This window comes from Ruegeria sp. CDSA021 (genome assembly GCF_059612325.1).
Genome location: NZ_JBXWQJ010000015.1, coordinates 79,613 through 104,804, shown reverse-complemented (window position 1 = coordinate 104,804; position 25,192 = coordinate 79,613). Strand labels below are relative to the sequence as shown.

19 protein-coding genes and 2 pseudogenes are annotated in these 25,192 nt (G+C 55.6%); 16 read left to right on the top strand and 5 right to left on the bottom strand.

Annotated elements, in window-relative coordinates:
- Nucleotides 1-192 (bottom strand): NAD-dependent epimerase/dehydratase family protein (locus tag AC2FLD_RS18240; protein ID WP_496803727.1); only part of this gene is annotated, 192 nt, incomplete at its 3' end.
- 171 nt (nt 193-363) lie between these two features.
- On the opposite strand from AC2FLD_RS18240, the gene AC2FLD_RS18235 reads away from it, so the two are divergent.
- The 3 genes from AC2FLD_RS18235 (at nt 364) to AC2FLD_RS18225 (ending at nt 3,588) form a co-directional block, all read left to right on the top strand.
- On the top strand, nt 364-1,455 hold the full coding sequence (locus AC2FLD_RS18235; RefSeq protein WP_496672044.1) for an NAD-dependent epimerase/dehydratase family protein: 1,092 nt from the start codon (nt 364-366) through the stop codon (nt 1,453-1,455).
- Nucleotides 1,456-1,618: 163 nt separating this feature from the next.
- Nucleotides 1,619-2,989 (top strand): nucleotide sugar dehydrogenase, encoded by a 1,371-nt coding sequence (locus AC2FLD_RS18230; protein ID WP_496672041.1) that lies wholly within the window; start codon nt 1,619-1,621, stop codon nt 2,987-2,989.
- A gap of 395 nt (nt 2,990-3,384) precedes the next feature.
- On the top strand, nt 3,385-3,588 hold the full coding sequence (locus tag AC2FLD_RS18225) for a hypothetical protein (protein WP_299901142.1): 204 nt from the start codon (nt 3,385-3,387) through the stop codon (nt 3,586-3,588).
- Between the two features lie 58 nt (nt 3,589-3,646).
- On the opposite strand, the gene AC2FLD_RS18220 is transcribed toward AC2FLD_RS18225, so the two are convergent.
- Nucleotides 3,647-4,654: a replication initiator protein A gene (locus tag AC2FLD_RS18220; RefSeq protein WP_496672038.1), complete on the bottom strand. Its 1,008-nt coding sequence runs from the start codon at nt 4,652-4,654 to the stop codon at nt 3,647-3,649.
- Between the two features lie 401 nt (nt 4,655-5,055).
- Between AC2FLD_RS18220 and AC2FLD_RS18215 the strand changes: the two genes are divergently transcribed.
- Entirely contained in the window at nt 5,056-6,468 is a 1,413-nt protein-coding gene (locus tag AC2FLD_RS18215) for an AAA family ATPase (protein ID WP_496672036.1), read from the top strand.
- A gap of 77 nt (nt 6,469-6,545) precedes the next feature.
- On the top strand, nt 6,546-7,562 hold the full coding sequence (locus AC2FLD_RS18210; protein ID WP_496672033.1) for a ParB/RepB/Spo0J family partition protein: 1,017 nt from the start codon (nt 6,546-6,548) through the stop codon (nt 7,560-7,562).
- Between the two features lie 28 nt (nt 7,563-7,590).
- Here the strand turns inward: AC2FLD_RS18210 and AC2FLD_RS18205 are convergent, their stop codons facing one another.
- Complete coding sequence (locus tag AC2FLD_RS18205) at nt 7,591-8,646, bottom strand: tyrosine-type recombinase/integrase (RefSeq protein ID WP_496672030.1); 1,056 nt, start codon at nt 8,644-8,646, stop codon at nt 7,591-7,593.
- 221 nt (nt 8,647-8,867) lie between these two features.
- Nucleotides 8,868-9,545: pseudogene (locus AC2FLD_RS18200) on the bottom strand (IS6 family transposase).
- A 211-nt stretch (nt 9,546-9,756) separates the two neighbouring features.
- Here AC2FLD_RS18200 and AC2FLD_RS18195 point away from each other — a divergent pair.
- The 10 genes from AC2FLD_RS18195 (at nt 9,757) to AC2FLD_RS18150 (ending at nt 23,128) form a co-directional block, all read left to right on the top strand.
- A complete protein-coding gene (locus AC2FLD_RS18195; protein WP_496672028.1) occupies nt 9,757-11,175 on the top strand; it encodes a mannose-1-phosphate guanylyltransferase/mannose-6-phosphate isomerase in 1,419 nt (472 codons plus the stop codon).
- A gap of 52 nt (nt 11,176-11,227) precedes the next feature.
- The gene (locus AC2FLD_RS18190) at nt 11,228-12,511 is read left to right on the top strand and encodes a glycosyltransferase family 4 protein (protein WP_050605811.1); all 1,284 of its coding nucleotides are present in this window, start codon (nt 11,228-11,230) and stop codon (nt 12,509-12,511) included.
- 212 nt (nt 12,512-12,723) lie between these two features.
- On the top strand, nt 12,724-14,196 hold the full coding sequence (locus tag AC2FLD_RS18185; protein WP_083445388.1) for a glycosyltransferase family 4 protein: 1,473 nt from the start codon (nt 12,724-12,726) through the stop codon (nt 14,194-14,196).
- Between the two features lie 256 nt (nt 14,197-14,452).
- On the top strand, nt 14,453-15,490 hold the full coding sequence (gene gmd, locus AC2FLD_RS18180; protein WP_496672025.1) for a GDP-mannose 4,6-dehydratase: 1,038 nt from the start codon (nt 14,453-14,455) through the stop codon (nt 15,488-15,490).
- On the top strand, nt 15,490-16,383 hold the full coding sequence (locus AC2FLD_RS18175) for an NAD-dependent epimerase/dehydratase family protein (RefSeq protein WP_050605814.1): 894 nt from the start codon (nt 15,490-15,492) through the stop codon (nt 16,381-16,383). The genes gmd and AC2FLD_RS18175 overlap by 1 nt, the downstream gene beginning before the upstream one ends.
- Before the next feature lie 303 nt (nt 16,384-16,686).
- Complete coding sequence (locus AC2FLD_RS18170) at nt 16,687-17,940, top strand: class I SAM-dependent methyltransferase (RefSeq protein ID WP_050605815.1); 1,254 nt, start codon at nt 16,687-16,689, stop codon at nt 17,938-17,940.
- A gap of 56 nt (nt 17,941-17,996) precedes the next feature.
- A complete protein-coding gene (locus AC2FLD_RS18165; protein WP_157054282.1) occupies nt 17,997-19,187 on the top strand; it encodes a glycosyltransferase family protein in 1,191 nt (396 codons plus the stop codon).
- A complete protein-coding gene (locus AC2FLD_RS18160; RefSeq protein ID WP_050605817.1) occupies nt 19,184-20,338 on the top strand; it encodes a glycosyltransferase family 4 protein in 1,155 nt (384 codons plus the stop codon). Before AC2FLD_RS18165 ends, AC2FLD_RS18160 begins: the two co-directional genes overlap by 4 nt.
- A 20-nt stretch (nt 20,339-20,358) precedes the next feature.
- The gene (locus AC2FLD_RS18155) at nt 20,359-22,092 is read left to right on the top strand and encodes an FkbM family methyltransferase (RefSeq protein ID WP_496672022.1); all 1,734 of its coding nucleotides are present in this window, start codon (nt 20,359-20,361) and stop codon (nt 22,090-22,092) included.
- Nucleotides 22,028-23,128 carry a hypothetical protein gene (locus AC2FLD_RS18150; protein WP_496672109.1) on the top strand — a complete coding sequence of 367 codons (1,101 nt, stop codon included), beginning with the start codon at nt 22,028-22,030 and terminating at the stop codon, nt 23,126-23,128. Before AC2FLD_RS18155 ends, AC2FLD_RS18150 begins: the two co-directional genes overlap by 65 nt.
- Nucleotides 23,129-23,382: 254 nt before the next feature.
- Here AC2FLD_RS18150 and AC2FLD_RS18145 read toward each other — a convergent pair.
- Nucleotides 23,383-24,184 (bottom strand): annotated as a pseudogene (locus AC2FLD_RS18145) (lysylphosphatidylglycerol synthase transmembrane domain-containing protein).
- 242 nt (nt 24,185-24,426) lie between these two features.
- Here AC2FLD_RS18145 and AC2FLD_RS18140 point away from each other — a divergent pair.
- Nucleotides 24,427-25,137 (top strand): IS6 family transposase, encoded by a 711-nt coding sequence (locus AC2FLD_RS18140; protein WP_496672019.1) that lies wholly within the window; start codon nt 24,427-24,429, stop codon nt 25,135-25,137.
- The last annotated feature ends 55 nt before the right edge of the window (nt 25,138-25,192 follow it).

The following is a 25,192-nucleotide window of genomic DNA, read 5'->3' as shown; positions in this document are numbered from 1 at the left end:
TTCGACCAGCCCGGAATCCAAGACGCTGCCTTCGACAAAATGAAAGGCGGAATGATCCTGAACAGAAGACAGGTTTTGCAGCGATCCGGTGGACAGGTCATCCAGCACCGTCACCTCATGCCCATTGCCAATCAGACGCTCGGCCAGATGCGACCCGATAAAACCGGCCCCGCCTGTGATCAATACTTGCATGAAAAACCCTCGTACCAACAGAATCCACTCTAATGCCACAGGCTTAGCATAGGGATCTGTGGCCACCAAATGGTAGATACCACTATGGTGCACTGACAGGCCGGGCCTGCACAGTTTTGGAAAAAGGGCTGAATTGTTGCACAACGCATTAAGAATGTTGAACTTGCGAAGATGACCGAAAAACACATGGACACCCGCCCCGGCGACGGCCTTGCAGGCCAGCGCGTGATCGTGACCGGCGCAACCGGCTTTATCGGCCAGCGTCTGATCGCTGCGCTGCTGAAGTCGGGATGTGACGTGACCGCCTTGCTGCGCACGCGCCACGGGGCTGCCGCGTTGGAACAGGCCGGGGCAAAAACACTGGTTTGCCCCCTGCATCCCGGCCCGACCCTGACGCAGGCGCTGGACGGTGCGGCGGCTCTGTTTCATCTGGCTTATGATTTCCGGGCCTCCGGCGCGGACAACCTTGCAGCCTTCGACGCGCTTGCCAAAGCCGCCGAAGACAGGTCTTGCAACCGTATCGTGCATCTGAGTTCCGCCGTGGTCTATGACAGCTGGCCCAACGGGCCGATCACCGAACGCAACCCGATCACGCCGGAAGATGTGCAAAGCTATCGCGGCGCCAAAATTGCGATGGAGCAGAAACTGTTACAGTGGAAATGCGACGCCGCCATCTTGCAGCCGACCATCGTCTACGGACCTGGCAGTGCGCTTTGGACCAACGGGCCACTGGCCATGATGCGCCGGGGCGGCATCATCCTGCCCGACCCGCCCGGACAGTGCCCGGCCGTCCATGTCGATGACGTGGTACAGGCGGCCCTGCGCGCGGCCTCATCGCCCCAGACCGGGGTCGAGCGATACCTGATCAGCGGGCCGGACAAGTTGGGATGGAAGACATTTTTCGAAGGCTATGCCCGGCTTGCCGGATGCGGAGAGGTCCGATGCGATCCGGCGGCGAACCCGACCCCGCCCCCGCCGCCCGACAGCAGCACGCCCGCAGGCCCTTCTCTGGCTGGTCAGATCAGCGCGCGCCTGCGCCACCTTGTCGGGCGCCGCCGGGTCGAGGCCGCCGCAGAGCGGATACGGTCCGTTCAAGCCCGGCTGACACCACCCCGACCCGTGATGCCTGACCTGGCCGGGCGCAGGCTTTTTGCCGGTCAGCCAGAGGTTTCAATCCAACATGCACAGGATCAGATCGGGTATGTGCCTCGTGTTTTCTTCGATGAATGGATCGAGAGCATGCGAAAACAATCGGCGCGCTAATTCAGGACTGCCTTGTTTTTGGAAACACCCATTCCGGGTCTTTGCCGGGAACGACAAATTAGTTGGCTTCGTTCCCGATCTGTCCTATCCGATGAAGAGAGAAGGTTTCCAATCTGCTAAGCTAATTTTAATTCAGTGTGACTTTGTACGATCAGGATAGATTATGAACTACGAAACCTCGCACCATCAGTCCCTCAAGCAGCTTATCGCGGCGCGCGATGCGCGGGTTGCCGTGGTTGGGCTGGGCTATGTCGGGCTGCCGCTGGCGCTGACCGCCTATGATGAAGGGTTTGATACCACCGGCGTTGATCTCAACCCGGACCGGGTGGCGCGGATCAATCAGGGCGATCAGGTCATATCCTATCTGGCATCCGACCGGATCGCACAGGCGGTGGATAGTGGGCGCTTCCGCGCAACGCAGGACGCAGCAGCACTGGCCGAGGCCGATATCATCCTGATCTGTGTGCCCACCCCGCTGACCGACGCACAAGATCCGGACATGCGCTTTGTCGCTGCCGCCGCGCAGACCATCGCGCAGCATCTGCGCCCCGGTCAGATGGTGGTGCTGGAAAGCAGCGTCTGGCCCGGAGCCACGACCACGCTGGTTCAACCGACCCTCGAAGCGGGCGGTCTGCGGTCAGGTTCCGATTTCTTCCTGGCCTTCTCGCCCGAGCGCGAAGACCCCGGCAATGACAAATTCGACACGCACAGCATTCCCAAAGTGGTTGGCGCCGACGATCCGCTGTCGCGGCAACTGGTCGAGGATTTCTACCGCGCCATCGTCACCAGCGCCGTGCCGGTCAGCTCGGCCGCCACGGCCGAAGCGGTGAAACTGGTCGAAAACAGCTTTCGTACCGTCAATATTGCGCTGGTCAACGAGTTGAAGACCGCGCTTGAAGCAATGGACGTGGATGTCTGGGAAGTGATCGAGGCTGCGGCGACCAAGCCGTTTGGCTTCATGCCCTTCTATCCCGGTCCTGGAATTGGTGGGGCCTGCATCCCGGTGTCTCCGGCCTATCTGGCCTGGCGCGCCGCGGATGCAGGATCTGATACGCCGCTGATCAATCTGGCCCGCTCCAGCAATGACGCGGTCCCTTCGATGCTGGCGGCACGGATGGCGGCGGAACTGGCCACGCGCAACGGGTCTGCGCAGGCGGAAACCGGGCAACCCCTGACCGGACAGCGCATCCTGCTGATGGGTATCGCCTATAAGCGTGATGTCGAAGATACCCGCCGCAGCCCGGCGCTGGTGCTGCTGGACGAGCTGGAAAAGCTTGGGGCCGAGGTCGAGTATCACGACCCGTATTTCCCCCGCCTGCCCGAAGGTGGCGAATACCCGCAGCTTGCGGGCCGGACATCCCAGCCGCTGACGGCAGAAAATCTGAAACGCTATGCAGCGGTGGCCGTCATCACCGATCACAGCGCCCCGGATTATGGTCTGGTTGCACGCGAGGCCACGCTGGTCTTCGACACACGCAACGTCTTTGAAAAGCAGGGGATCAGGGTGACGAACAGACGACTGGTCAAGATGTGAGCAACCCACCCGATCGCCGAAAGGCGGGTCGGCAGGCAGATGGTTTTCGACGCTATTTCTTCTGAACCCCCCGTTTAGGTGTCTTAGGCCCCCACGGAACTGCGCCAATCGGCGGAGCTTTGCATGTTTTGAGGGTTTGCGGGTGCAGAGATTGCAGTCATAAAAATTTTACGAAATAGTACACTGAACATTCCAATGCCTGAAAACAGGCAGTGTCGAACGAGTAGTGGGGCAAAGCCCCGTCAGGTAAAAATAACCAAATTTTAACCCAAGGTGGTTCACAGTTTTGCCATGATTCCAGCGCGGAATCATACCGGGGCGCTCACCCCGGTGGCATAACCACAGCCACTTTGGAAACTGACGCGGCCAAGACCAATGCCGGAGGACCGGATAACATGATGGGAATTCTCGGAATAGCTGTCCTTGTTGGCTTGGGAGCCAGTGGATTTGCTTTGTACTCCGGCATGTCCATCCTGATGGTCATAGGTGTCTACATGCTGGCGGGTTGGGTATTCATCCTTGCCGCCGTCATCGTGATCTTCGCCATACGGTCGTTCAAACCACAGGCACAGAAACAGGATCACGCCTATTCGGGCTGATCCTTTACAATGTACCGGAACATCTTCCATCAAATCAGCAAATGCGCAGCAGGATGCCCTAGCCCCGTCCGGCGACCCTCTTGGCCACATAACCCAGAAACGCCCGCTGCGGATTTCTGATCTGTGGGCGGCCTGACGCGGCCCAATAAGCCAGCCAATCCGCTTCCAGCGCATAGACATCGTGGCCCGGCGCCATTGCCCTGGCCTCCTCCAGCGCTTGTGGCGGCAGGATCGGCTTGTCCGGCCCCTCGATCACCTGCTCCCGGCGCGAGAACCGGATCAGGTCGCCCGGCTCTTCGCTCATCTCATAATCGGGCAAGTGATCAGCTGCGATCATGTCACGGATCATCTTGCGGAACACCCGCCGGGGTGAGGCCGAGCCGGACTTCTTCAGCAGCACCTCGACCGAGATCCGCCACTCGGGCTGACGCCCGCAATGTTTGCGTGCCAACTCATAGATCCGCCGCTCCAGCGGTTTGCGCAGGCGGAAGTAATCGCGGCTGAGGGTCAGCACCGATTTCGCTAGCACCGCGCGAAACAGCCAGTCCGACAGTTTCACACTGACGCTGACCATCCGGCCCGCCCGGGTGTGCCGCACGATTTCCCAGCTTTCTATCAGACCGAACCCGGTGGTGGTTTCCCTTTCACCCGTAACAATGTTGGTGGTTATCCTTGTGCCGGCCAGCCGCTCGAACGCTTCGCGCAGACGTTTGTAGCCATCACCACTGGTTTCGCGATTGGTGGCCACCATCAGATCATGCGCTGTCAGATGCAGCACCCGGCTGACCGTCCGGCCCGCATTGATCGCCGCCATCAGCTGGCTGATGCAAAAGATCAGGATGTCCTTATCATGGATCGTCGCCAGCCCCCGCACCGAAGGCGTCACCGTGATCTCGACCCCGTTATGTTCGTAATTGAGGATCCGACGATCCGGCCTGGTCGAGAGCGAAAACATGGGATGCTCCATCGAGCCCATATCTGTCTTGGGCAGCGCATCGAAGATATCGCATACAAAAAAATCGCCCGTTGGGTGCCGGTCAGGCAACAACGCCCCCGACCCGCTCATACTGCCCTGCCCATATGTCCTGCCCGAATCTTTGTTCGTGGTTTTATTGACGCTCACCGTAGAGTTATCCACAGGAGGCGTAAAGCCGCCGGAACGTGGGATCAGAGTCACTACAACGTGGGATCAGAGTCACCCTATCGTGGGATCAGATTCAGTATGATCTGCAAGAAATAAAAAAACCTCTTTTTTATCTTATACTTAAAAGAGTTCGAATTCAGCCGTAACTAATAAGATAACAGGATTCTAACTGAACAATTTTTTGCCATACCCTCAAAAGCAGCGTCTCGAAAGCTTTCTACCCCTTAATTTTGCTTAGAAAATCCGGTTTTATGCCCATAATGCTTTCACATGCTTCCTTTTGTGGTATATTGGCGAAAACATAGCACATGGGCAGTATTTCAATGCGAACAGCAACGTCCGAGGGGCTTCCCCCGTATTTCAATATCGATCCGGATCTGGCTCATGCTGAACTGGGAGATCCAACCGGAACACATGAATTCTCGCAGATCGCGGATGCCTGTGCACGGGGTCGTAGCGACCTGGCGAACCGGGGGCTGGAAGAAAACGGTCAGAAAAAGCTGCGCCTGTTTTCAACCTGGGAAATCACCAAGTATCTGATCCCTATCGCGCCTGCCCATTTTCGCCGGGTCCTGAAAAGTAATCCGGATTTGCCCCAAGGGCAGTCCGAAACCGAGGGCGGCGCCAAGTGGTTCACGCTGGATGAAGTTCTGCGGCTGCGGGCGCATTTCGCCTCGGAAGGATCCAAGGCAAAAGAATACCGTCCCTACCGACCCGAGGGTCTGCCCGCCAAGATCGTGTCCGTGGCCAATTTCAAGGGCGGTGTTGGTAAAACCTCGACTTGCGCGCATCTGGCCATGTCAGCGGCTCTGGATGGTTACAAGGTGCTGGTCATCGATCTGGACAGCCAGGGCTCGATGACATCGATCTTCGGCGGCAAGGTGAGCGATGAATGGCAGACGGTGTTCCCGCTGCTTGCCCGTCATTACGCCACCCATCTGCGCCGAGACAATCAGGGGCGTATTGACCGGGGTGAGGCCCCACATCCGATCGACGACACCCTGTCCGAGGCGCTGAAGACCCGCAGCAGCGATCTGATCCAAACCACCCACTGGCCGAATATCGATCTGATTGGCGCTCAGCTGAACCTCTACTGGGCGGAATTCCAGATTCCCGTCTGGCGGATGCAGGGCCGAAGCTGGAAGCTGTGGGATGCACTGACCGATACGCTGGACGAGGACGGGGTGCTGAACGATCACGATATCATTTTCATTGATACTCCCCCTGCCCTTGGCTATCTGACGATCAATGGGCTGGCCGCCTCGGATATCCTTCTGGTGCCCATGGGTGCGTCGTTCCTGGAGTTTGATTCCACGGGGCGGTTCTTTGACATGTTGCATTCCACCTTCCAATCCATCGAGGATGGCGAGAACATGGCTGCCCGTGCCCTGGGACGGCCCGAGATGGCCTTTCAGTGGGATGCGGTGCGTACGGTCATCACGCGCTATGACAGCAGTCAGCAGGCAGAGCTGGCCGGGCTGATGCAGGCCTATCTGGGCCGGACTCTGTCGCCGCACTGGCAGGGCTACACAGCGCTGATCGGTCAGGCGGGGGAGCAGGTCAACGGTATCTACGAGGCGGATTACCGCGATTTCAACCGCGAGACCTATGTGCGCGGGCGGGAAACCTTCGATGCCACTTATGCCTCGTTCAAAAAGCTGCTGATCGGCGTCTGGCGGGGCGATGAACGGGCCCGGCAGGCCGAAGAGGCGGGAACACCGGAATTGTCGCTCTGAGCGCGATGTTTCGCGCGCGAAACACGTCTACAGTGCCCCGAAACAGAGTCTGATCCGCGCAGGAAAAGGAGAAACCAATGGCAAAACGCAAACGATTGACCCCTGCCCGGACGGATTATCTGGAAGACGGTCGACCTGCCCCTGGGCTGAACCCCATGTTTCCCGCAGATACGCCCCGCGCCGCGCCGCCGGTTGCGCAGGTGGCCGGGGCGACTGCGGCTCAGGTTGCGCTTGAAGAACTGTCCGGAGAACTGCGTGCTGCCCGGGCCGAAGGGCGTCTGGTGCAGGATCTGCCGTTGGACGTCATCGAAGAAACTTACCTGGTGCGCGACCGCATGGCGGCAGATGACGCGGACATGGAGGCGCTGAAGGAAAGCCTGAAGGCACGCGGGCAGCAAACCCCAATCGAGGTCGTGGAGCTGGACGGCGGGCGGTACGGGTTGATCTCGGGCTGGCGACGCATGACCGCGCTGCGGGCGCTGGCGCAGGAGACGGGTGAGGCCCGCTTTGAAACCGTACGCGCGTTCCTCAGGCAGCCGCAGAGCGCCTCGGACGCTTATGTGGCTATGGTCGAGGAAAATGAAATCCGCGTTGGGCTGAGCTATTACGAGCGCGCCCGGATCGTGGCACGCGCGGCAGAGCAGGGGGTTTACCCGGATGAAGCCACTGCCCTGCGCGGACTTTTCGCGTCGGCCAGCCGGGCCAAGAGATCCAAGATCGGCTCGTTCATCACGATTTATCACGCACTGGATGATCATCTGCGGTTCCCTTCGGCCATCCCCGAGCGGTTGGGGCTGTCAATTGCGAAGCTTGTGAAAGAGGAGGCAAAAGCCGCTTCTTTAATCACCAACGCTCTGCGGAAGGCCGCGCCTCAAAGCGGAGAAGCCGAGATTTCAGCTCTGACCCGTGCATTGAACGGCCTGGGGTCGAATGGGGGAAACCCACCTGCCGTTAAGACACCCCTGAAAGAGACATTCGGCGGCATTCAGTTGAAACAGAGTCGAAACGGTGCACAGATCACCCTGTCCGGCGAGGGAATGTCCGAGACATTTCTTGCGGAGCTGAAAGCCTGGCTGCACGCGCGCGACACCTGATGTTTCGCGCGCGAAACAAATTCTCCCATCACCCCAGCAGATCCGTTGCCGGGTTTTCCGCGATGTCCACGTCGTCATAGTATTTCTGCGCCTGCGCCATTGAACGGTGCAGGGACAGCCGCATGGCGGCCTGGATTGGCGCACCGTCCAGTGCGGCCTGGGTCAGAAAGCCTGACCGCAACCCGTGCGGTGAGGCAAAATCTTCGGGCAATCCGGCCAGCCTGAGGCGATGTTTCACGATCTGATAGATTGCATCGGGAGACAGGCCGCGTTTCAGCACCCGGTCGGCTTTTGAGACGGGACGGAAGAGTGGCCCGTTCTTAATCTGTCCGACCTCGATCCAATGCACCAGCGCCTGCGCGGCGCGGCCCTTTAGGATCAAGCGCGGCGTTTCGCCCTTGGCTGTGGTCTTGGTCTCCAGCAGAGAAATCCAGATAACACCGCTCTTGTCGAACTCCTTGAGACTGACATCCTCACGCATCAACCCGGTGATCTCGGACCGGCGCCGTCCGCCACTGGCCCAGCCCAGCATCAGGATGGCGCGGTCGCGGCAATCCCGCCGGGACCCCCGACAGGTGGTCAGCAACTGCTCGAGCACATCGCGGGTAATCGGGTGCTGCGATTTTGGGGCAGGCGGGCGGGCCGCCGCTCGGCGGGCTTTGGACCGCGCCTGTTTGACTTGCGGTGTGCCAAACGGGCTGGCGAGATTCTTCATCCGGTGGAAGGCCAGCCAGGAGGCGATACGGCGATCCAGCGTCGAAGGGGCTGGGCAGGCGAGGGATTTTCGCAGGCTTTGCAGGATGAGCGCTTCTGCCGTTTGACGCGCGATGTCCGCCTCTGGTGCGTCGCTGAGATCGCGGGCGTGATCGAGAATGAAGGCAAGGGCGGTGGATTCGGATTCCGGCCAGTTCAGCGCGGTCTCAAACCGTGCAGACTTCCATGCGGTGATATAAAGCAGATCCCGTTCATAGGCGCGCAGCGTGTTTTCCGGTGTGCCGCGGACATAAAGATCTGTCAGAGCGTCCTGGTCTGCTTGCGACAGGGCAGTGGAGGTGGCTGGGAGATATGCGGCTGGTGGCTTCATGCGCGCCATTATGAGTCAGTTTCTGGGTAAAATCAATCAAACCTGATAAGCGATACTTATCGCGTATGGTCGTAATTTGAAGATATGCTGAAAGTAACGAGCAAAAATATCAAGTTTTGCGCGTAAATGGATTTCTGGTCTCTTATTACTCCAGAACATGATGATGTCGGTTCTGTTGCGAAGTTTCAGTTGGAAGAAGAGAACGCGCTGTAGCAGCAGGTTTAAGAGGCAAGTTCCGCGAACTGGCGCAACGGACTGAGTCCGAGTGTGATTTGACCTTTGCGGATCATGTGCGCCACTTCAATTCCGTCGAGCGTTGCCGCCGCTGAAGCGAAGGTCTTGAACCCCAGCATTGGCCGCGTGCGTCTTTTGATAAAACGGTGATCCTGTTTCACAATGCTGTTCAAGTATTTCCGCCTGACTATTTCAATTGGGACTGGGCAACCAAAGCCTTTCGGCATCTTGTTTATGGCCTTGATGCCGGCCGTGTTCGCCCCGCTTTTGTCGATGACATTCTTTTTCAGAGGGCCGTTGACCTCCAGCATTCGGGCAAAGAATTTGGTGGCGGGTTTGTTTCAGCGCTGCGAAAGCTTGAAATCAATCGTTTTACCGTGCTTGTCCACAGCTCGATAGAGATAAACCCACGCGCCTTTCACCTTGATGTAGGTCTCGTCCATTCTCCAAGAACGGTCGCAAGATTATCTGCGGCGACGCGCGGCCTCAGCAATCGTGCTAGAGTATCTTGTCACCCAGCGGTTCAGCGTAGTGTGATCCACCGAAACACCGCGCTCACCCATGATTTCTTCCAGGTCACGATATGAAACACCATATCGAACGTGGAAGAAGACCGCGAATAGGATCACATCCTTCGGATATTGCGCACCTTTGAAAGAAATCATAGGCCAACCTTCAACTGTATAATGCCGTTCGCCACACAGGCGCTAACGCCATGAAGGTCAAGGGTCAAAAGTTTGCAACAGATCCCACAACGGAACCTGCGTTTATCGGTTTATTGCAGAAAACTGATCCCACGATAAAAGAACCACCTTGAAAAACTGCTGTTAAGTTGAGAGTAGAGAGCCTCTATTTACTGGCAAAGGTTGTTTGATCGTGTCCATCACTCCTGTTCTTCTCTGCGGCGGTTCCGGCACTCGTCTTTGGCCGCTGTCTCGGAAATCCTATCCAAAGCAGTTTGCCGCCATTGCCGGGGAAGAGACCCTGTTTCAGGCTTCGGCCAGGCGTCTGTCCGGCGAGAGTTATGCTGCGCCCGTGGTGGTGACCGGGTCTGATTTCCGGTTTATCGTGACCGAACAGCTGCAGGCAGCGGGCATTGATCCAGGTGCGATTCTGATTGAGCCCGAAGGGCGCAATACCGCGCCCGCGGTTCTGGCTGCAGCCTTGCATGTGGCTGCGTCCGATCCTGAGGCCTTGCTGCTGGTCGCACCGTCCGATCATGTTGTGCCAGATGCAGACGCGTTCCGCGCCGCTGTGGTTGCGGGCGTGTCAGCGGCACAGGCCGGGCAATTGGTGACCTTTGGAATTACACCGGACCGGCCTGAGACCGGCTATGGGTATCTCAAGCTGGCGGCGGCGCCTGAAGGCATCACACCCGTCAAGCTCGACAGCTTTGTCGAGAAACCCGATGTGGATACTGCCACGGCGATGGTGGCCGATGGCAAACATCTGTGGAATGGCGGTATCTTCCTGTTCCGGGCCAGCGATATCATCGCCGCCTTTGAAACCTACGCGCCAGCGCTGATGACCCCGGTAAAGGCAGCTTGCGACGCGGCCAAGGCCGATCTGGGTTTCCTGCGCCTGGACCCTGAGGCCTGGAGGCAGGCCGAGGATATCTCGATCGACTATGCCGTGATGGAAAAAGCTGACAACCTGAGCGTCGTGCCGTTTTCCGCCGGCTGGTCTGACTTGGGGGATTGGGACTCGGTCTGGCGTGAGGCAGGTCCGGATGAAAATGGAGTTGTGACGACAGGCACCGTTACGGCAATTGAGTGCAATGACACGCTTTTGCGTTCAGAGGCGGGTAATCTGGAAGTGGTGGGCATCGGCCTGAAGGACGTCATCACTGTGGCAATGCCTGATGCGGTTCTGGTGGCGGATAAATCCCGCGCGCAGGACGTGAAGAAGGCGGTCGAGGCGCTCAAGGCCAAGGGCGCCAGCCAGGCCACCATATTTCCCAAGGATTTCCGCCCGTGGGGCTGGTTTGAAAGCCTGGTCGTTGGCGGGCGCTTTCAGGTCAAACGCATCCATGTCCATCCCGGCGCGGCCCTGTCCCTGCAAAGCCATCACCACCGCTCCGAACATTGGATCGTGGTTGAAGGGACTGCGAGGGTCACGGTTGACGAGGACGTTAAACTGGTTACCGAAAATCAGTCTGTATACATCCCGCTTGGTGCCGTGCACCGCATGGAAAACCCCGGAAAAGTGCCCATGGTGCTGATCGAAGTGCAAACCGGAAGCTATCTGGGCGAGGATGACATCATCCGTTATGAGGATGTCTATTCCCGGACTTAGAATGATCCGGGGAGACAGCTTTAACTGACCAGATGACTGAACGGAACCGGGAATGGTGAAAGAACTCAATGCAGCTGAAAAGCGGCAGGTTGTCTATGACCTTACAGAGGTTCTTTTGGCTTCGACCGGCAAGTTGCGCTACTATGGGATTGCCAAGGTTGTTGCCGAGATCGGCGCGGAACTGAAGAAACAAGATACCTCTGTCAGGTTCGCCGTTTTCTCACAAGGTCATGACGAACTGCTGGAGATATACCCGAGTCTGCGGGCAGACGGTGGGGTGGATCTGAACGTTCCGGTCGGAATCCGGCAACTGCGTGTGCGTAGTTACCATCACACCAAATCCCTGTTGCGGGATTTGGTGCTTGCTGTCGTTCGTCCGTTCGTCCAGCGCAGGAATCGCAAAGCCTGGGACGCAATAGCGCCTGGCATGACGCCCATTAACATGGCCGGCAAAACCCTGGTGAGTTGCGGGCGGCCCAAGCTGATAGTTGAAATCCTATGCGCTCTGGATCGTAAGGGAGTGTCTTGCGATATCATACCATTGTTGCATGACATGATCCCTATGCACGATTTCGAACACCAGCTTGCAAGCTTCCCGCGCAATTTCATCGGGGACAACCAGCTGCTGGTATCTCGGGCCAAGGCGTTGTTGGCCAATTCCGAATTCACACGGCAAGAGATTTTGGATTTTTCCAAAAAAGGTATTCTACCCGAAGCGCCAGAAGTCTTTGCCGTACCTCTTGTGCATGAATGTCCAGAGGGAACCGAGCAGGCTGAGCAGGACGCGCCTGAACAGCCGTATATTCTTACCGTTGGGTCAATGCTGGGCCGTAAGAATCTGGATGTGGTCTTCGAGGCGATGCGCCTTCTGAAGCGGGATGGGAAAGACGTTCCCACGCTGGTTCTGGCGGGGGCGTTGCGCCACAAGACCACCGCCTATCTGCAGTCGGACGAATGCAGCACAATCCGCGAGCATGTGGTCTTTCGCGAAAACCCCAACCAGACGGATTTGGTAAATCTCTACAAGAATGCGCTGGCGCTTATCTTGCCCAGCCGAATGGAGGGCTGGGGGCTGCCTGCGGGCGAAGCTTTGTGGTTAGGCACACCAGCGCTCTGCTCTACTGCGGTGGCTCTGAAAGAGGTATGCGGAGACCTTGGTATCTATTTCGATCCGGATCGAGCTGATCAGCTTGCAGATCACATCACAAGGTTGCTGTCGGATCCGGATTTCACCGGGCAGCTGCGTGCACGCATTGCCGCGCGCAAGCCGCAACTTCGCACCTGGACAGATGTTGCTGCGGATTTGCGAGAGGTATTGCAAAAACTGGGATACTGAAATCGCCAATGCTGTTGCTCACCTCCATATGCGGTCGGTCAGGGCAGCCACATCGACACCATGAAATCCGGAGTTCGGGCCAGATTGCGCTTGTTCGTGAGGTGTTAGTCGCGGGCGCGCAAAGTTGTTAAACCCAATACACCTTGGAAAAGCTGCGAGGCTATCCATCAAGATGAAGCCATTTCATCTGGCTGAATGCGTGGAGAGTAACTATGAATACCCCTATGTTTAACACAGATGGCAACAGAGTTTTTTTCGATATCTCTGGGTTGATCACTTATATCAAAAAAATTGACCGCTACTCTGGCATTCAACGCGTTATAGTAGAATTGATCACTGAGTTTGCCCAACTCAGTGATCCTAAGCTAATTTACCTAAGTTGGTGTGATCCGCGGTCCGGGGTTCAACGCTGCGTGCGTCTGAGCGAGATAGGGCAGGATACACTCGCCTCACCGGTGAAACTGAGACAACTCTTCCATCCTTGGAAGGCGGCACACTCGAATCTTCCAGTGCTGGATAGATACAGAAATAGTCCTGCCAAGTATTTCTTTCACCGTACCAAGCTGGATGTGCTGAGCTTGCTTCGGAGGGAAGCTCCCTTTCGAAAAAAGGATATGTCATCAAAATCGTGGCGTACAGCCCGATGGAAGAAAACACCCAAAAGCATCTCAGGGTCCCGCCGCACAGAGCTGCCTTTATTCGAATTGGCCACAGAGGGGGACCATCTTGTTCTTCTGGACAGCAGCTGGCAGGCGCACCAGAGTCAAGGATTCCGCATGGCCAGGACGCATGGGATGGAAGTGCATACGCTTGTCTATGACCTGGTTCCAATCGTGACCCCGGAGCTTACGGCTGGGACCATGCCTTACATATTCTATGACTGGCTTTTGACCTCTCAGGAATATACGAGCCGCTACATGACGATCTCCGAAGCCACCCGATGCGATCTTTTGCATTTTTTCCAGGCACATAATATCCAGCATACAGCAACGACTGTTCCTTTGGCGCAGGCTGGGCTGTCCAAAACCGAGGCAGCAGAAGAGGAAACCCAGACGCAGGGGCCCGTGTCGTCCCGGATTTCGTTTGACGCATATCCGCACCTCAAGGACACCAGCCAACTGAGTGCCGAACTGCGGAAAGTTACCGGGGAACCCTACGCCCTATGTGTTGGCACAATCGAACCACGCAAGAATGTATGGCGCACGGCGATGGCATGGAAATATCTGGTGGATCAGGGCCATCTTGATATACCAAAGCTGGTATTCGCTGGTCGCAGGGGGTGGTTGACGGCGGAGTTTGACCTTCTGATGAAGGGGACTGGCAATGTATATGGTTATGTAAACATCGTTGAGAGCCCGACAGATGAAGAGCTTCGCGCCCTTTACAAGAATTGCCAGTTCATATTGATGCCCAGTATTTACGAGGGCTGGGGTCTGCCTGTGGGCGAGGCGTTAGCTTATAAAAAGACGGGGGTTGTCGCCCAGAACAGTTCGCTTGTCGAAGTTGGAATGGATCTGGTTGAATACTGTGATGCAATGAGTATCGAAAGCATTGCAGAAGCTGTTTTAAGGCTCAACGATCCTTCTCGCCGTGCAACCTTGGAAGACAAAATACAAACCGCGCATTTGCGCAGTTGGACCGATGTGGCTCAGGATATGGGACAGGCTATGTACGCACCCAAATAATTCAATACGTACTTGAGAATTTCAGGAGTTTCGGCACTACAACCTGTGATCAAACGCTTGTGTTCAGCATTCAATGCTCGGAACAGAACATTCAACCGCCAATCCAGGACTTTGCAGACAGCTTGTTCAGCAGCAAGAGTGAGCGAAATCATACCACAAACGCCATGTACATATGGCGCAGTTGAGAAAAAAGAGTATTGCTCGTGTCGAGGTGTCTCACCCGACGGGTAATCGACAAAACAGAAAGGGATTAGAAGTGACAAAAACTGCGATCGTCACAGGTATTACTGGGCAGGATGGTGCCTATCTCGCACAGCTGTTGCTGGACAAAGGATACAAGGTCGTTGGCACCTTCCGCCGGGTTGTTTCCACGAATTTTTGGCGCATTGAAGATTTGGGAATTCGCAATCACCCCAATTTGGTTCTGTCAGAACTCGATCTGACCGACATGGGGACGATGATCCGGCTTATTCAGCGGGTAGAGCCGGAGGAAATCTATAACCTGGCTGCTCAAAGTTTTGTGGGCGTCTCGTTCGAACAGCCGCACACGACCGCGCAGATTACCGGCATTGGTGCGTTGCATCTGCTCGAAGCCATCAGAATCGTGAACCCCAATATCCGGTTCTATCAGGCATCCACGTCCGAAATGTTCGGCAAGGTTCAGGAAGTGCCACAGCGCGAGACGACCCCGTTCTGGCCGCGCAGCCCTTATGGTGTCGCCAAGCTTTATGCTCATTGGATGACCATAAACTATCGCGAAAGCTACGATATGTTTGGCAGCTCGGGCATTCTCTTCAACCACGAGAGCCCTTTGCGGGGGCTGGAGTTTGTGACCCGGAAGATCACTGATGCAGTTGCCAAAATCAAATTGGGCCAGCTTGACTGCCTTGAGCTGGGCAACCTCGACGCGAAACGCGACTGGGGTTTTGCCCGGGATTACGTGGACGGCATGTGGCGTATGCTGCAAGCCGATGAACCTGACACGTTTGTGCTGGCAACCGGTCGCACCGAGACCGTACGGGATTTTGTCTCCATGGCATTCAAGAGTGCGGGGATCCAGTTGCGTTTCGAAGGTGAAGGAGAGAAGGAAGTGGCCGTGGACACCGAAAGTAATCGTGTTCTTGTACGGATCAGCCCCAAATTCTATCGGCCTGCCGAAGTTGATTTGCTGATTGGTGACGCAAGCAAGGCAAAGCAGGAGCTTGGTTGGGAAGCGACAACGTCTCTGGAAGATCTTTGCCAAATGATGGTCGAAGCAGATCTTGCGCGCAACGAGAAAGGCGTGTCCTTCTAATGTCCGCTCCGCGAGTTCTGATAACCGGGCGTTACGGGTTTACCGGACACTACGCCGCAAAAGAGCTTGAAAGGGCGGGATGGGATGTTTGGGGGACCGGGACACACCCGGCTCCTGAACCCGATCCCAATTACCTAGAAGCGGATTTGACCGACGCTCGCAGCCTCGAGCAGGTTATCACAAATGTCGCGCCGGACGCGGTGCTGCATTTGGCGGGGGTCGCCTTTGTGGCGCATGGGACAGCAGAGAGCTTTTATCAGGTCAATCTGATGGGAACGCGTTGCTTGCTTGAAGTACTTGCCAACACCGGGCACGGAAGCAAGGCCGTTGTTCTGGCCAGTAGCGCAAATATTTATGGCAACGCCACAGAGTCATCCATCCCGGAAACTGCCCGCCCGGCGCCGGTTAATGATTATGCGGTTTCAAAGCTTGCCATGGAGCACATGGCCCGGCTGTTTGATGACTGCCTGCCTATCGTGATCGCGCGGCCATTCAATTATACGGGCCACGGGCAGGATCCTAAATTCCTTGTGCCCAAGATCGTTTCTCATTTTAGTCAAAAGCTGCCGCAGTTGGAACTGGGTAATCTGGATGTTGCCCGGGACTTTTCGGATGTGCGCGACGTGGCGCGGATATACAGGTTATTGCTTGAAAACGCGCCTCGGGGTGAGACCGTGAATATCTGCTCGGGCAAGGCAACGGCGCTAGGAGAGATCCTGAACATGTGCCGAACCATCACCGGCCATGAGATCGAAGTGGTATCCAACCCTTCCTTTGCGCGTGCTCAGGAAATAAAAATTCTGATGGGCGATCCATCGCATCTGGAAAGTCTGATCCCGGTGGGCGTTCGTCACAGCTTGGAAGAGACGCTGAGATGGATGCTGAATGAGTAACCTGAACCAACCACCCTGGCACCATTTTCGGTTTGAGCTATGAGCGGATGCGCCTAGGTTGTAGCCTTCGCTATACTGTGGGGCTCATCGGTTCCCGGCCCGTTCCATGGCGTGTGAGTGCTCAACCTCTGTTCAGAGCTGCACCGCCTTAGTCCTGAGCGGGAAGAGCCAATATAGTGGAACGAAATCTGGATGAGAACCGGGATGAACTCCGGCTGATCATGCACTAACAATTGGATTGGGCTGTTGAAGCAGGGCCAATCATCTTCGACAAAGCTAAGTGAACGACGAAAGTATGGAAGTATGACGGACACCTTCTATCGCGATCTGGAAGCGCAGTTTCGTGGCGATCCTTCTCATATTTTGAGCCGTTTGCGGGTGTATCAACCGTTTTTGACTCCGCTTGCCTGTCAGGAGGGGGGCGCACAGGCGCTTGACCTGGGGTGTGGTCGAGGTGAATGGCTTGAAATCCTGGAGGAAGCCGGCCTTAGTGCGCGTGGCGTTGATATCGACAAGGCCATGCTGGATGTTGCCCGCGACAAGGGGTTGGCCGTTGAAAGCATGGAGGCGTTGACAGCAATACGGGCGCTTCCAGATAACACGCTTGCGCTCGTTTCAGCTTTTCATCTGATTGAACATTTGCCGTTTGATGAAGTGCGCGAGCTGGTAGAAGAAGCACGCCGTGTCTTACGTCCGGGGGGGCTTTTAATTCTGGAAACGCCCAATCCGGAAAACCCGCTTGTTGGCCTGGTAAACTTCCATCTCGATCCCACTCATGTACGGCCGCTGCCCCCAATCTTGACCAGTTTTCTCACTGAGCACGCCGGATTCTCTCGTAATGTGGTTCTTCGGCTTCAGGGCAGTGAGCCAAAAGACGAAACGGCTGCCCATCTGATCAGTCTTTTGACAGATGTTTCGCTGGACTATGCAGTGGTGGCACAGGTCGATGGTCCAAAGATCGGCGATTTGGATAAGGCTTTTGCACTCCAGCTTGGGATGGACCTTCACCATGGCTTACACCGGTTTGATGCGGCCCTTTCAGCGCGCATGTCTGATATTCATCAGGTGCTGGCCAACCAGGATAAGGCCATCACTGCACTGAGAAAAGAGTTGAAGCAGGTCGCACCTTTGGCCGCGGAATTGCCGGCCCTGCGCCGCAAAGCCCAGGAACAGCAAAAGGTACTGAAGGAACTCCTAAATCAATCCAAGCGTAGTATTCTGGAACGTCTGCTGTTCCGGCCCGTGAGTGGCCGTCCAAAGCGTGCTTTGCGGAGGTTACTGTTCCACACAAATGGTAAACCGCGTGGAATGTTCCGAAAATGGATCGTTGATGGTGATGGAACCCCTCGGCGTCTGTTCCGACAGTGGATGAGCAGCCCGGATTATCTGATGTTGCCTTGGCCTGCGAACCAGCATCTGGGCACAGTGCCTGAACCTGAGGAAAATATTCTTGTTTTTGATCCTCACAGACCGCGCTCGACTGATTTACCTGCGCATGTCATGACAATCGAAGAACTTGTCGCCAAAGCTGACGATTCGACCAAGAGAGGCACCTGAACTTGCTGCCAAACACTCCTGAAGGACAATCCGCTACGGTATTTCTGAGCTCTTTGTTGGACGAAGAGCGTCTGCCTTTTCAGGCTCATGTACTGACCCTGGGGCAGGCGCACTATTCATGGAAACTCATTGCTGGTCTCTATGAAGAAGGGCTGGTACAGGCTGGGTATTCTTCGAAGAATATTGCGCGCCCAGAGATTTATCAGGCCCCGATTGCGCGAGAAATCATGAACATCACACCGCAAGACCTGCATATTGCCGTCAAACCAGTTGAGCATTTACGGCCCTTTTACAATCTTCCAAATCTGTTTGTTTGCGGCTGGGAATTCCCCGAGTTCTTTCGTGGAACACCGGATATTTCACCTTTTTATGATCAACTTGCAGTTCTGAAGCGGGCGGACCGCATTCTGTGCTGGACTGATTTCACGCGCGATAACCTTCATGCCGCGGGTCTGTCTCAGGCGATAACCTTACCACCTCCGATAAAACCGACGGAACCTGGAGATGATGCGGAAGTTATGGCTATGCCCGCCGTGTTCCTTGCCGGCAAAGATACAAGCGACCCATCGAAGGTCACCACCTTTGGGGATGCGATACAGGGGCGTTCCGAACCTGTACTGCTTGCAGTGCTCAACCCCTTCGACAAGCGTAAGCGCATCGACAAACTGCTGGAAGGTGTATTGCAGGCGCGTGCTGCAGGGCATGACTTTTTGCTGGTGGTCAAACTCGTAATTGATGGCAAGGCGACGACAATTTGTAACATCAACGAGATCCTGAATAAGGTATATTCTTTCCGCGAAACAAGCGATGCCGTGCTATTTTGTGCCGGACATCTGGACGACCAATCCATGGCTGCCCTTCGCGCGCATTCTGATTTCCACGTGGGAGCGCCATCTGCAGAAGGGCTTAACCTGCCATTGGTTGAAACAGCGTTGCAGGACATCCCCGTTATAACCACCAGGAATACCGCCATGGCCAGTTATCTTGGCCCAGACGATGCGATCTGGATCGAATGCGCGCCTGAAACGGCAGATAGTTCAATCAATGCGTTCTCTGAACATGCGCGTTTCACTCATTTTCCCGCGACACCGGAAGCCATTTCTTCAGCTATCGGTGAGGCTTTATCCTTGGATGGCAATGCACGCCAGGAACTTGCGCGGAAAGGTCGACATGCGATCGATTCTAGGTTCGGGCAGGCCCGTTTCGAAGCGGACTTCCATAGGCTAGCAAAGGAGGTTCTGGCATGACCGGCCACCGCGTTCCCTGGGTGATCGACGCCAGCCCACTCTGGGAAGTTCAATATACGGGTATTTCAAACGTTACCTATGAAATTGTTCGCCGCGCTGTCGCCGACCCTGATGCAGAGGTACATATCCTCGCTGTGGATCACGTGATCCCGCGGGCGCTTGTGGATCAATGCATAGCGGAACGCAGCGGCAAGTCGCTTCAGGCGGCCGTTCCCAGATTGCCCAAAGCAAAAAAAATCAAGGATATCCTGCGCGGTCAGGGACGTTTTGATGGCACCGTCGGGCTTTTTCTGAATGCGCGACCACTTGAGAAGCTATTCGATTGGGAGGCGATGATGTTTTACGATTTCTCGCCTCTTCTGACGCCGGAATGTCATACTTCGCATACGGTGGAATACCATTCGAAGGGGATTTCCCAGCAGGTAAGCATCTGTGATCACATGTTCTGCATTTCCGAGGCAACTGCTCGTGACTTGAATTGGGTTTTCGATGTACCGCGTGACGATATTACGGTTTGTCTGTTGGGGCACAGTACAGACGAAATAGCATACAGGGCTGCCCGTAGTCTGCTGGGTGAAGCCGAGGTGGAACCGTTTTTATTGATGCTTGGGACGATCGAACCGCGCAAGAATATTGGACTGGTACTGGAATGGCTCTCTACGCATTCCGATGTGTTGGATACGTACCGTGTCGTATTCGCCGGTCGACAGGGATGGGGGCCAGATCTTCAATCCCAGATCAAGCACTGGGGTCTTGAGGATGCTGTTCAATCCGGGCGGATTGTTTATATGGACTACGTCAGCGAGGCACAGAAGAACGCGCTTCTGGTCGGGGCTTCTGCGTTACTTTACCCTTCTCTTTTTGAAGGGTTCGGCCTGCCTGCCCTTGAAGCCATGGGCTTTGATCTTCCGGTCCTGTCTACCGTGTCGACATCCTTGCCCGAGGTGCTGGGTGATACCGGTTATTACTTCGACCCTTATAGCAGCACATCACTAGATGTCGCCTTCCGCCGTTTCGTGGCCGATGCTAAAAGCGGTGCGTTAGAAGAAGTCGTAGAGGCCGCTAGAGCGCGCGCGCAAACCTTCGACTATGATAAAACCTACAAACTGGTGCGAGGCCGCCTGGCTCAAGCTGCCCGTGGAATTGCCTAGAATTGAAAGCTTCTGAAAATATGTTTCGACGCAATGCAAATAAGTCTCTCAGCTACAGCCCGCCTGCTTTCGTAACCAGTCTCTATGAACAGCTGCTTGGGCGAACGCCGACATCCGAAGAAATCGACAGCCATGTAAGATCTCTCCTTTCGGGAGAAGCAGACGCCTCTGCGATGATCGAGCGTTTTGTTGCCTCGGACGAATATGCGCAACGTGCTCTTTCAACGTCGGCCCCATTCATCAACGCGCATGACCAGTTCGGTGAAATAGCTCTGCTTCTGAAAGAGTGGGCGTGTCATAGTGTTGCCGATCCGGTGGTGGTGGATGTTGGAGCCCGTGGTCGAGACCGCTCCAACTCATATGACCTGATGGCACATTTTGGCTGGCGCGGACTGTTGGTTGAAGCCAACCCGGTGCTGTTATCCAATATTCAGGCCGAATTTAATGGCCTGAACTGTATAATCGTGGGCACGGCTGTGTCCGATTATAATGGCAGCGCGGAGTTTACCATTGGCGTAAACGATGATGTGTCCTCACTTGATCCCGCCGCCGCAGCCTCTTGGGGCGAAACAAGGGGTGCGGTTCAGGTCAATGTGCGCTGTCTTCCTGAACTGTTGAAAGAGCATGGCATCGGTCAGGAATTTGGCCTCCTGTCGCTCGATATCGAAGGTGAGGACGTCAAAGTTCTGACCGATCTCGTGGCAAATTCAAACTATCGGCCGGATTACATCATCATCGAGGCGTCGCAAGACTTTCAGGTCAAATCTCTGGATGCGCTTGATGTGCCTGACATTGTGCGTGACACTTATGAGATCTTTGCCCAGACTCGCGCTAATCTTCTGCTGCGCCATGTGGGGAAACGGCAGGTTACGGCAACACCAAGTGCATATTCAGAGCCTTTGGTGCAGAACTCGGATCTTGTCATGTCACGCGGCGTGGAGGGAGGATACTGGGTAACCCATCGCAATGATGCCGTGATTGGTGCCGCTATTCGTCAGACTGCCCATTTTCAGGAACAAGCCATTGACGATGTGATGCAAATCCTCGGGCGAAACGGACATGATGTTGCGACGTCCTGTTTCGTGGATATCGGCGCAAATATCGGATCCCACTCGATCCACGCAGCGCGACGCGGCTTTGACCGAATTATTGCCTTCGAACCAGATCCGCAGAACTTTCGTATTTTGCGCGCGAACACAGTCCTGAATGACGTAGAGCACAAAATAACCTGCCACCAGATGGCTGTGTCGAACCAGAACGGTACGATGCAGATGGAACTTTCCCCGTCAAATTTCGGGGATCACCGTTTGCGCGTCTCTGACGATATAGCCGCAAACCTGCATGACGAAGAAAACTGGGCTCTTCAGGAGGTGCCGGTGCGCACCTTTGATAGCTTGGTACAGGACGGCCTGTTGCCTGAAGGCGGACCAGATTTGATTTGGGTCGATACGCAGGGGCATGAAGGTCATGTGCTGAGCTACGCAGAGAGTCTGACCAAAATGCGCTGCCCGGTTGTACTGGAGTTTTGGCCCTACGGCCTTGAGCGTTCAGGAGGCTATAAGATGCTGCGGGAAGCTCTCGCGTCACGCGACGACGTGCAGATCATCGATCTTGGAACCTCCAGTCCAGAGAGTTTGAGCTATCGGTCTCTTGATGAGCTTGATCAGATGTATGACGCTTTGAGGCAGGGTGAATCCAAAGCCGGATCTCCGCATACTGACCTTTTGCTTATACCAATCCGCACAGCGTCTTAATGCTGCTGCTCTTCTGCAATTACGGATGCCGTTTGTGAAACTACGTCAAGCCCTGTCTCGTCTCATATGCCCTTCCGAGATCCCACCTGCGCCTGTCCCGACGTCGACGCTAATGACTGCCGCACAGCACGCCGACCTTGCCGGGCGCCAGGATCGTTTGCTTCTGGCCACTGGGCAGGTTGCTGCGCGTCAGGTCCAGGCGATGGATCGGCTTGGTTGTCTCGCGAACGCGGAATTCCGCATCTATTCTCAGTTTGGTGAAGATGGAATTATTGAGTGGCTTATTTCGCACCTCCCAAACATTCCACGTGTCTTTGTAGAGTTTGGTGTTGAAGACTATGCTGAAGCAAACACACGTTTCCTGGTGCGTCACCGGGGATGGCGTGGCCTTGTGATGGACGGGTCAGCTGCGAATATTGCGCATGTTCGTGCCGATCCAATCCACGTTCTGAACGACATAACGCCGGTTGAAGCCTTTGTTACAGCCGAGAACATTGACGCTCTTCTGGTTGACCATGGTCTGACAGGCGAAATCGGCATTCTCAGTGTAGATATAGACGGCAACGACTACTGGGTTCTGGATGCAATAAAATCCGTATCTCCGGCGATACTCATTGTCGAATACAATGCGATCTTTGGTGATCTGCATGATCTGACAATCCCTTACGATCCAAGTTTTGAACGTTTCTCAGGGCATTTTTCAGGCCAGTATTATGGTGCATCTTTAGGTGCATTCAAAAAGCTGGCAGCTGCCAAAGGATATCAATTTGTCGGAACCAATTCGGCGGGCGTGAATGCATTTTTTATCCGTGATAACCTCGCCCTACATATCAAAACTGCGCTTGATACATGTCGCGCATGGCCATCCCGGCACCGAGACTCCCGTGATGAAACTTCAGGTATGTCATTTGTCCGCGGAACCAAGCGTGCCGACCTTATTCTGGATACCCCCGTGATTGATCTACTCTCAGGGCAGACACGGTTGCTGAGCGACTTAGGCCCGCTTTACAGTGACCAATGGCTGCGTGAAATGTAGAAAAAGTAGGTGACTCCGGCTGAGTGCGGAATAGGTGTTGAGCGCGGACCGGGGGTCTGGAGTTGCACTCAGGCTTCGTTTGCGAACTCTGAGATTGTTCAAAGGTATCGCAACGAATTCGACCTGCGGTGATCGCATTTGGCTTGCTCCTTTGAAGGGGTGAGCAAACCCTACTTTAAACCGAGGGGCGCTTTTGGGAGCAAGTCAAACCGCTTCATCTTCAAATGCGGGATGTGGCGTCTTTAAATGGCCTGTCACCCGGGCTGCTGATCTTTTGTTGCGGCCCAGCTTTCCTGCGCCGCCGGGTCGATCCGGTTGGTGATGAAGAGAAAGACCGCGCCGATCCCGCCGACCGTAAACATGACGGCCTGCCAGACCAGACCGGCAGCGACGATCGCCGCCGCGTCAGCCCCGAACGGGAAAAGCATTGATGCCAGTACCCCCTCGCGCATACCCAGCCCGTTCAGTGTGACTGGCAGAACGGCGATGATCTTGGCCAGCGGCCGTGCGAACAGCCAGGGCCCGACATCGGTACCAATGCCTGCCGCCTTGCCCAGCCACCAGGACATGAGCACCAGCGCGGTTTGAATGGTGACAGATGACAGGAAGACCACCAAAAGCCGTTTGGGCTGCCGCGAAATGGATGAGAAATGCCCAGCGAGTTTTTCTGCGACAGATCGCCCGAGAAGGCTAGGGAAGATCCGCCAGACCAGATCCACCAGCTTTGACAACATGACGAGGCAGATGAAAACCAGCGCCAGCGATAAGCCTGTCAGCAAAAGCAATTGCCGCTCCCCCGACCGGCCCGACGCATATACGATGCCAATGGCGGAAATGGTCAACAGCGGCCACACTTACGATTCTGGGGGCGTCTCCGATCGAGCGGTATGCCACAGCGGCCCGGACCGCGTCGCCTCCAATTGCACCGGGCAGGCACAGGTTGGCGGCCAGCCCGGCAAAATGCGCCCGAATGGCTGTCGATACAGGCAACCCGCCATCCAGCAGATACCGCCATTTCAGCGCCGCACCGACATAGTGCCATGATGAACAGGCCAACCACAATGAAGAAAGTTGACAGATAGACAGATCGGAAGGCGGTCAGGACCTGTTCATCGGAAAGCAGCCAGAAAAGCAAGAACAGGGCAACTAAGGATCCGCCGACCCGTAAAAGCCAGTTGCGATACTTCGGTGACAGAGGCTGCAAACTTACACCCCACCACCCCAATCGAGCGTGCCTTCTGCTGTCAGTTGGGTATTGCCAAGTTGTTGACTGGGTTTGATAAAGGTATGTCAGCCCTATGAACATTCCGATTGATATGCCGCGCCTGAAGGGCTTCCGTTATCCTCGCGAGATAATTGCGTACGCTGCCTGGGCGTACCACCGGTTAGCGCTGAGCACGGCTGATGTTGAAGACCTGTTGGCCGCGCGGGGCGTGATTGTTAGCCGAGAAGCGATCCGGTTGTGGGTCAATCGCTTTGGTCAACACTTTGCAAATTGCATCCGCCGGGATCGACCTCGGCCGAACGATAAGTGGCACATGGATGAAGTCGTGATCACGATCCGTGGCAAGAAGCATTGGCTGTGGCGCGCGATCGACGCGGATGGAGACGTCCTCGATATTCTCGTGCAAACACGCCGCAATGCCAAAGCAGCAAAGCGCTTTTTCCAAAGATTGATTTCACAGTTTGGCGAGCCGAGGGTGGTCATAACTGACAAATTGCGCAGCTATTTCAAGCCGGTCAAAACACTGTCTCCGGACGCTGACCATCGCGCCCACAAGGGCTTGAACAACGCGATCGAAGTGTCGCACCGGCCGACGCGTAAACGAGAGAAGATCTTCGGCAAATTCAAATCCCACCGGCAGGCTCAGAGGTTTTTGGCCGCACATGACCAGATCAACTTGCTCTTCCGTCCTCGCCGCTATCAACTGAACGCAACTTCATACCGCCACGCCCGCTCTGATGCGTTCAGCCTCTGGACTGAATACACCGCCGAAATGGCGGCATGATCTAACACTCACCAATCCTTAACAAGCTGACGCCAACAACTTGGCAATACCCAAG

Coding starts and splice junctions, on each gene's coding strand:
- AC2FLD_RS18235 (WP_496672044.1), top strand. CDS start 364: ATGACCGAAAAACACATGGACACCCGCCCCGGCGACGGCCTTGCAGGC.
- AC2FLD_RS18230 (WP_496672041.1), top strand. CDS start 1,619: ATGAACTACGAAACCTCGCACCATCAGTCCCTCAAGCAGCTTATCGCG.
- AC2FLD_RS18225 (WP_299901142.1), top strand. CDS start 3,385: ATGATGGGAATTCTCGGAATAGCTGTCCTTGTTGGCTTGGGAGCCAGT.
- AC2FLD_RS18220 (WP_496672038.1), bottom strand. CDS start 4,654: ATGAGCGGGTCGGGGGCGTTGTTGCCTGACCGGCACCCAACGGGCGAT.
- AC2FLD_RS18215 (WP_496672036.1), top strand. CDS start 5,056: ATGCGAACAGCAACGTCCGAGGGGCTTCCCCCGTATTTCAATATCGAT.
- AC2FLD_RS18210 (WP_496672033.1), top strand. CDS start 6,546: ATGGCAAAACGCAAACGATTGACCCCTGCCCGGACGGATTATCTGGAA.
- AC2FLD_RS18205 (WP_496672030.1), bottom strand. CDS start 8,646: ATGAAGCCACCAGCCGCATATCTCCCAGCCACCTCCACTGCCCTGTCG.
- AC2FLD_RS18190 (WP_050605811.1), top strand. CDS start 11,228: ATGGTGAAAGAACTCAATGCAGCTGAAAAGCGGCAGGTTGTCTATGAC.
- AC2FLD_RS18185 (WP_083445388.1), top strand. CDS start 12,724: ATGAATACCCCTATGTTTAACACAGATGGCAACAGAGTTTTTTTCGAT.
- AC2FLD_RS18175 (WP_050605814.1), top strand. CDS start 15,490: ATGTCCGCTCCGCGAGTTCTGATAACCGGGCGTTACGGGTTTACCGGA.
- AC2FLD_RS18170 (WP_050605815.1), top strand. CDS start 16,687: ATGACGGACACCTTCTATCGCGATCTGGAAGCGCAGTTTCGTGGCGAT.
- AC2FLD_RS18160 (WP_050605817.1), top strand. CDS start 19,184: ATGACCGGCCACCGCGTTCCCTGGGTGATCGACGCCAGCCCACTCTGG.
- AC2FLD_RS18155 (WP_496672022.1), top strand. CDS start 20,359: ATGTTTCGACGCAATGCAAATAAGTCTCTCAGCTACAGCCCGCCTGCT.
- AC2FLD_RS18140 (WP_496672019.1), top strand. CDS start 24,427: ATGAACATTCCGATTGATATGCCGCGCCTGAAGGGCTTCCGTTATCCT.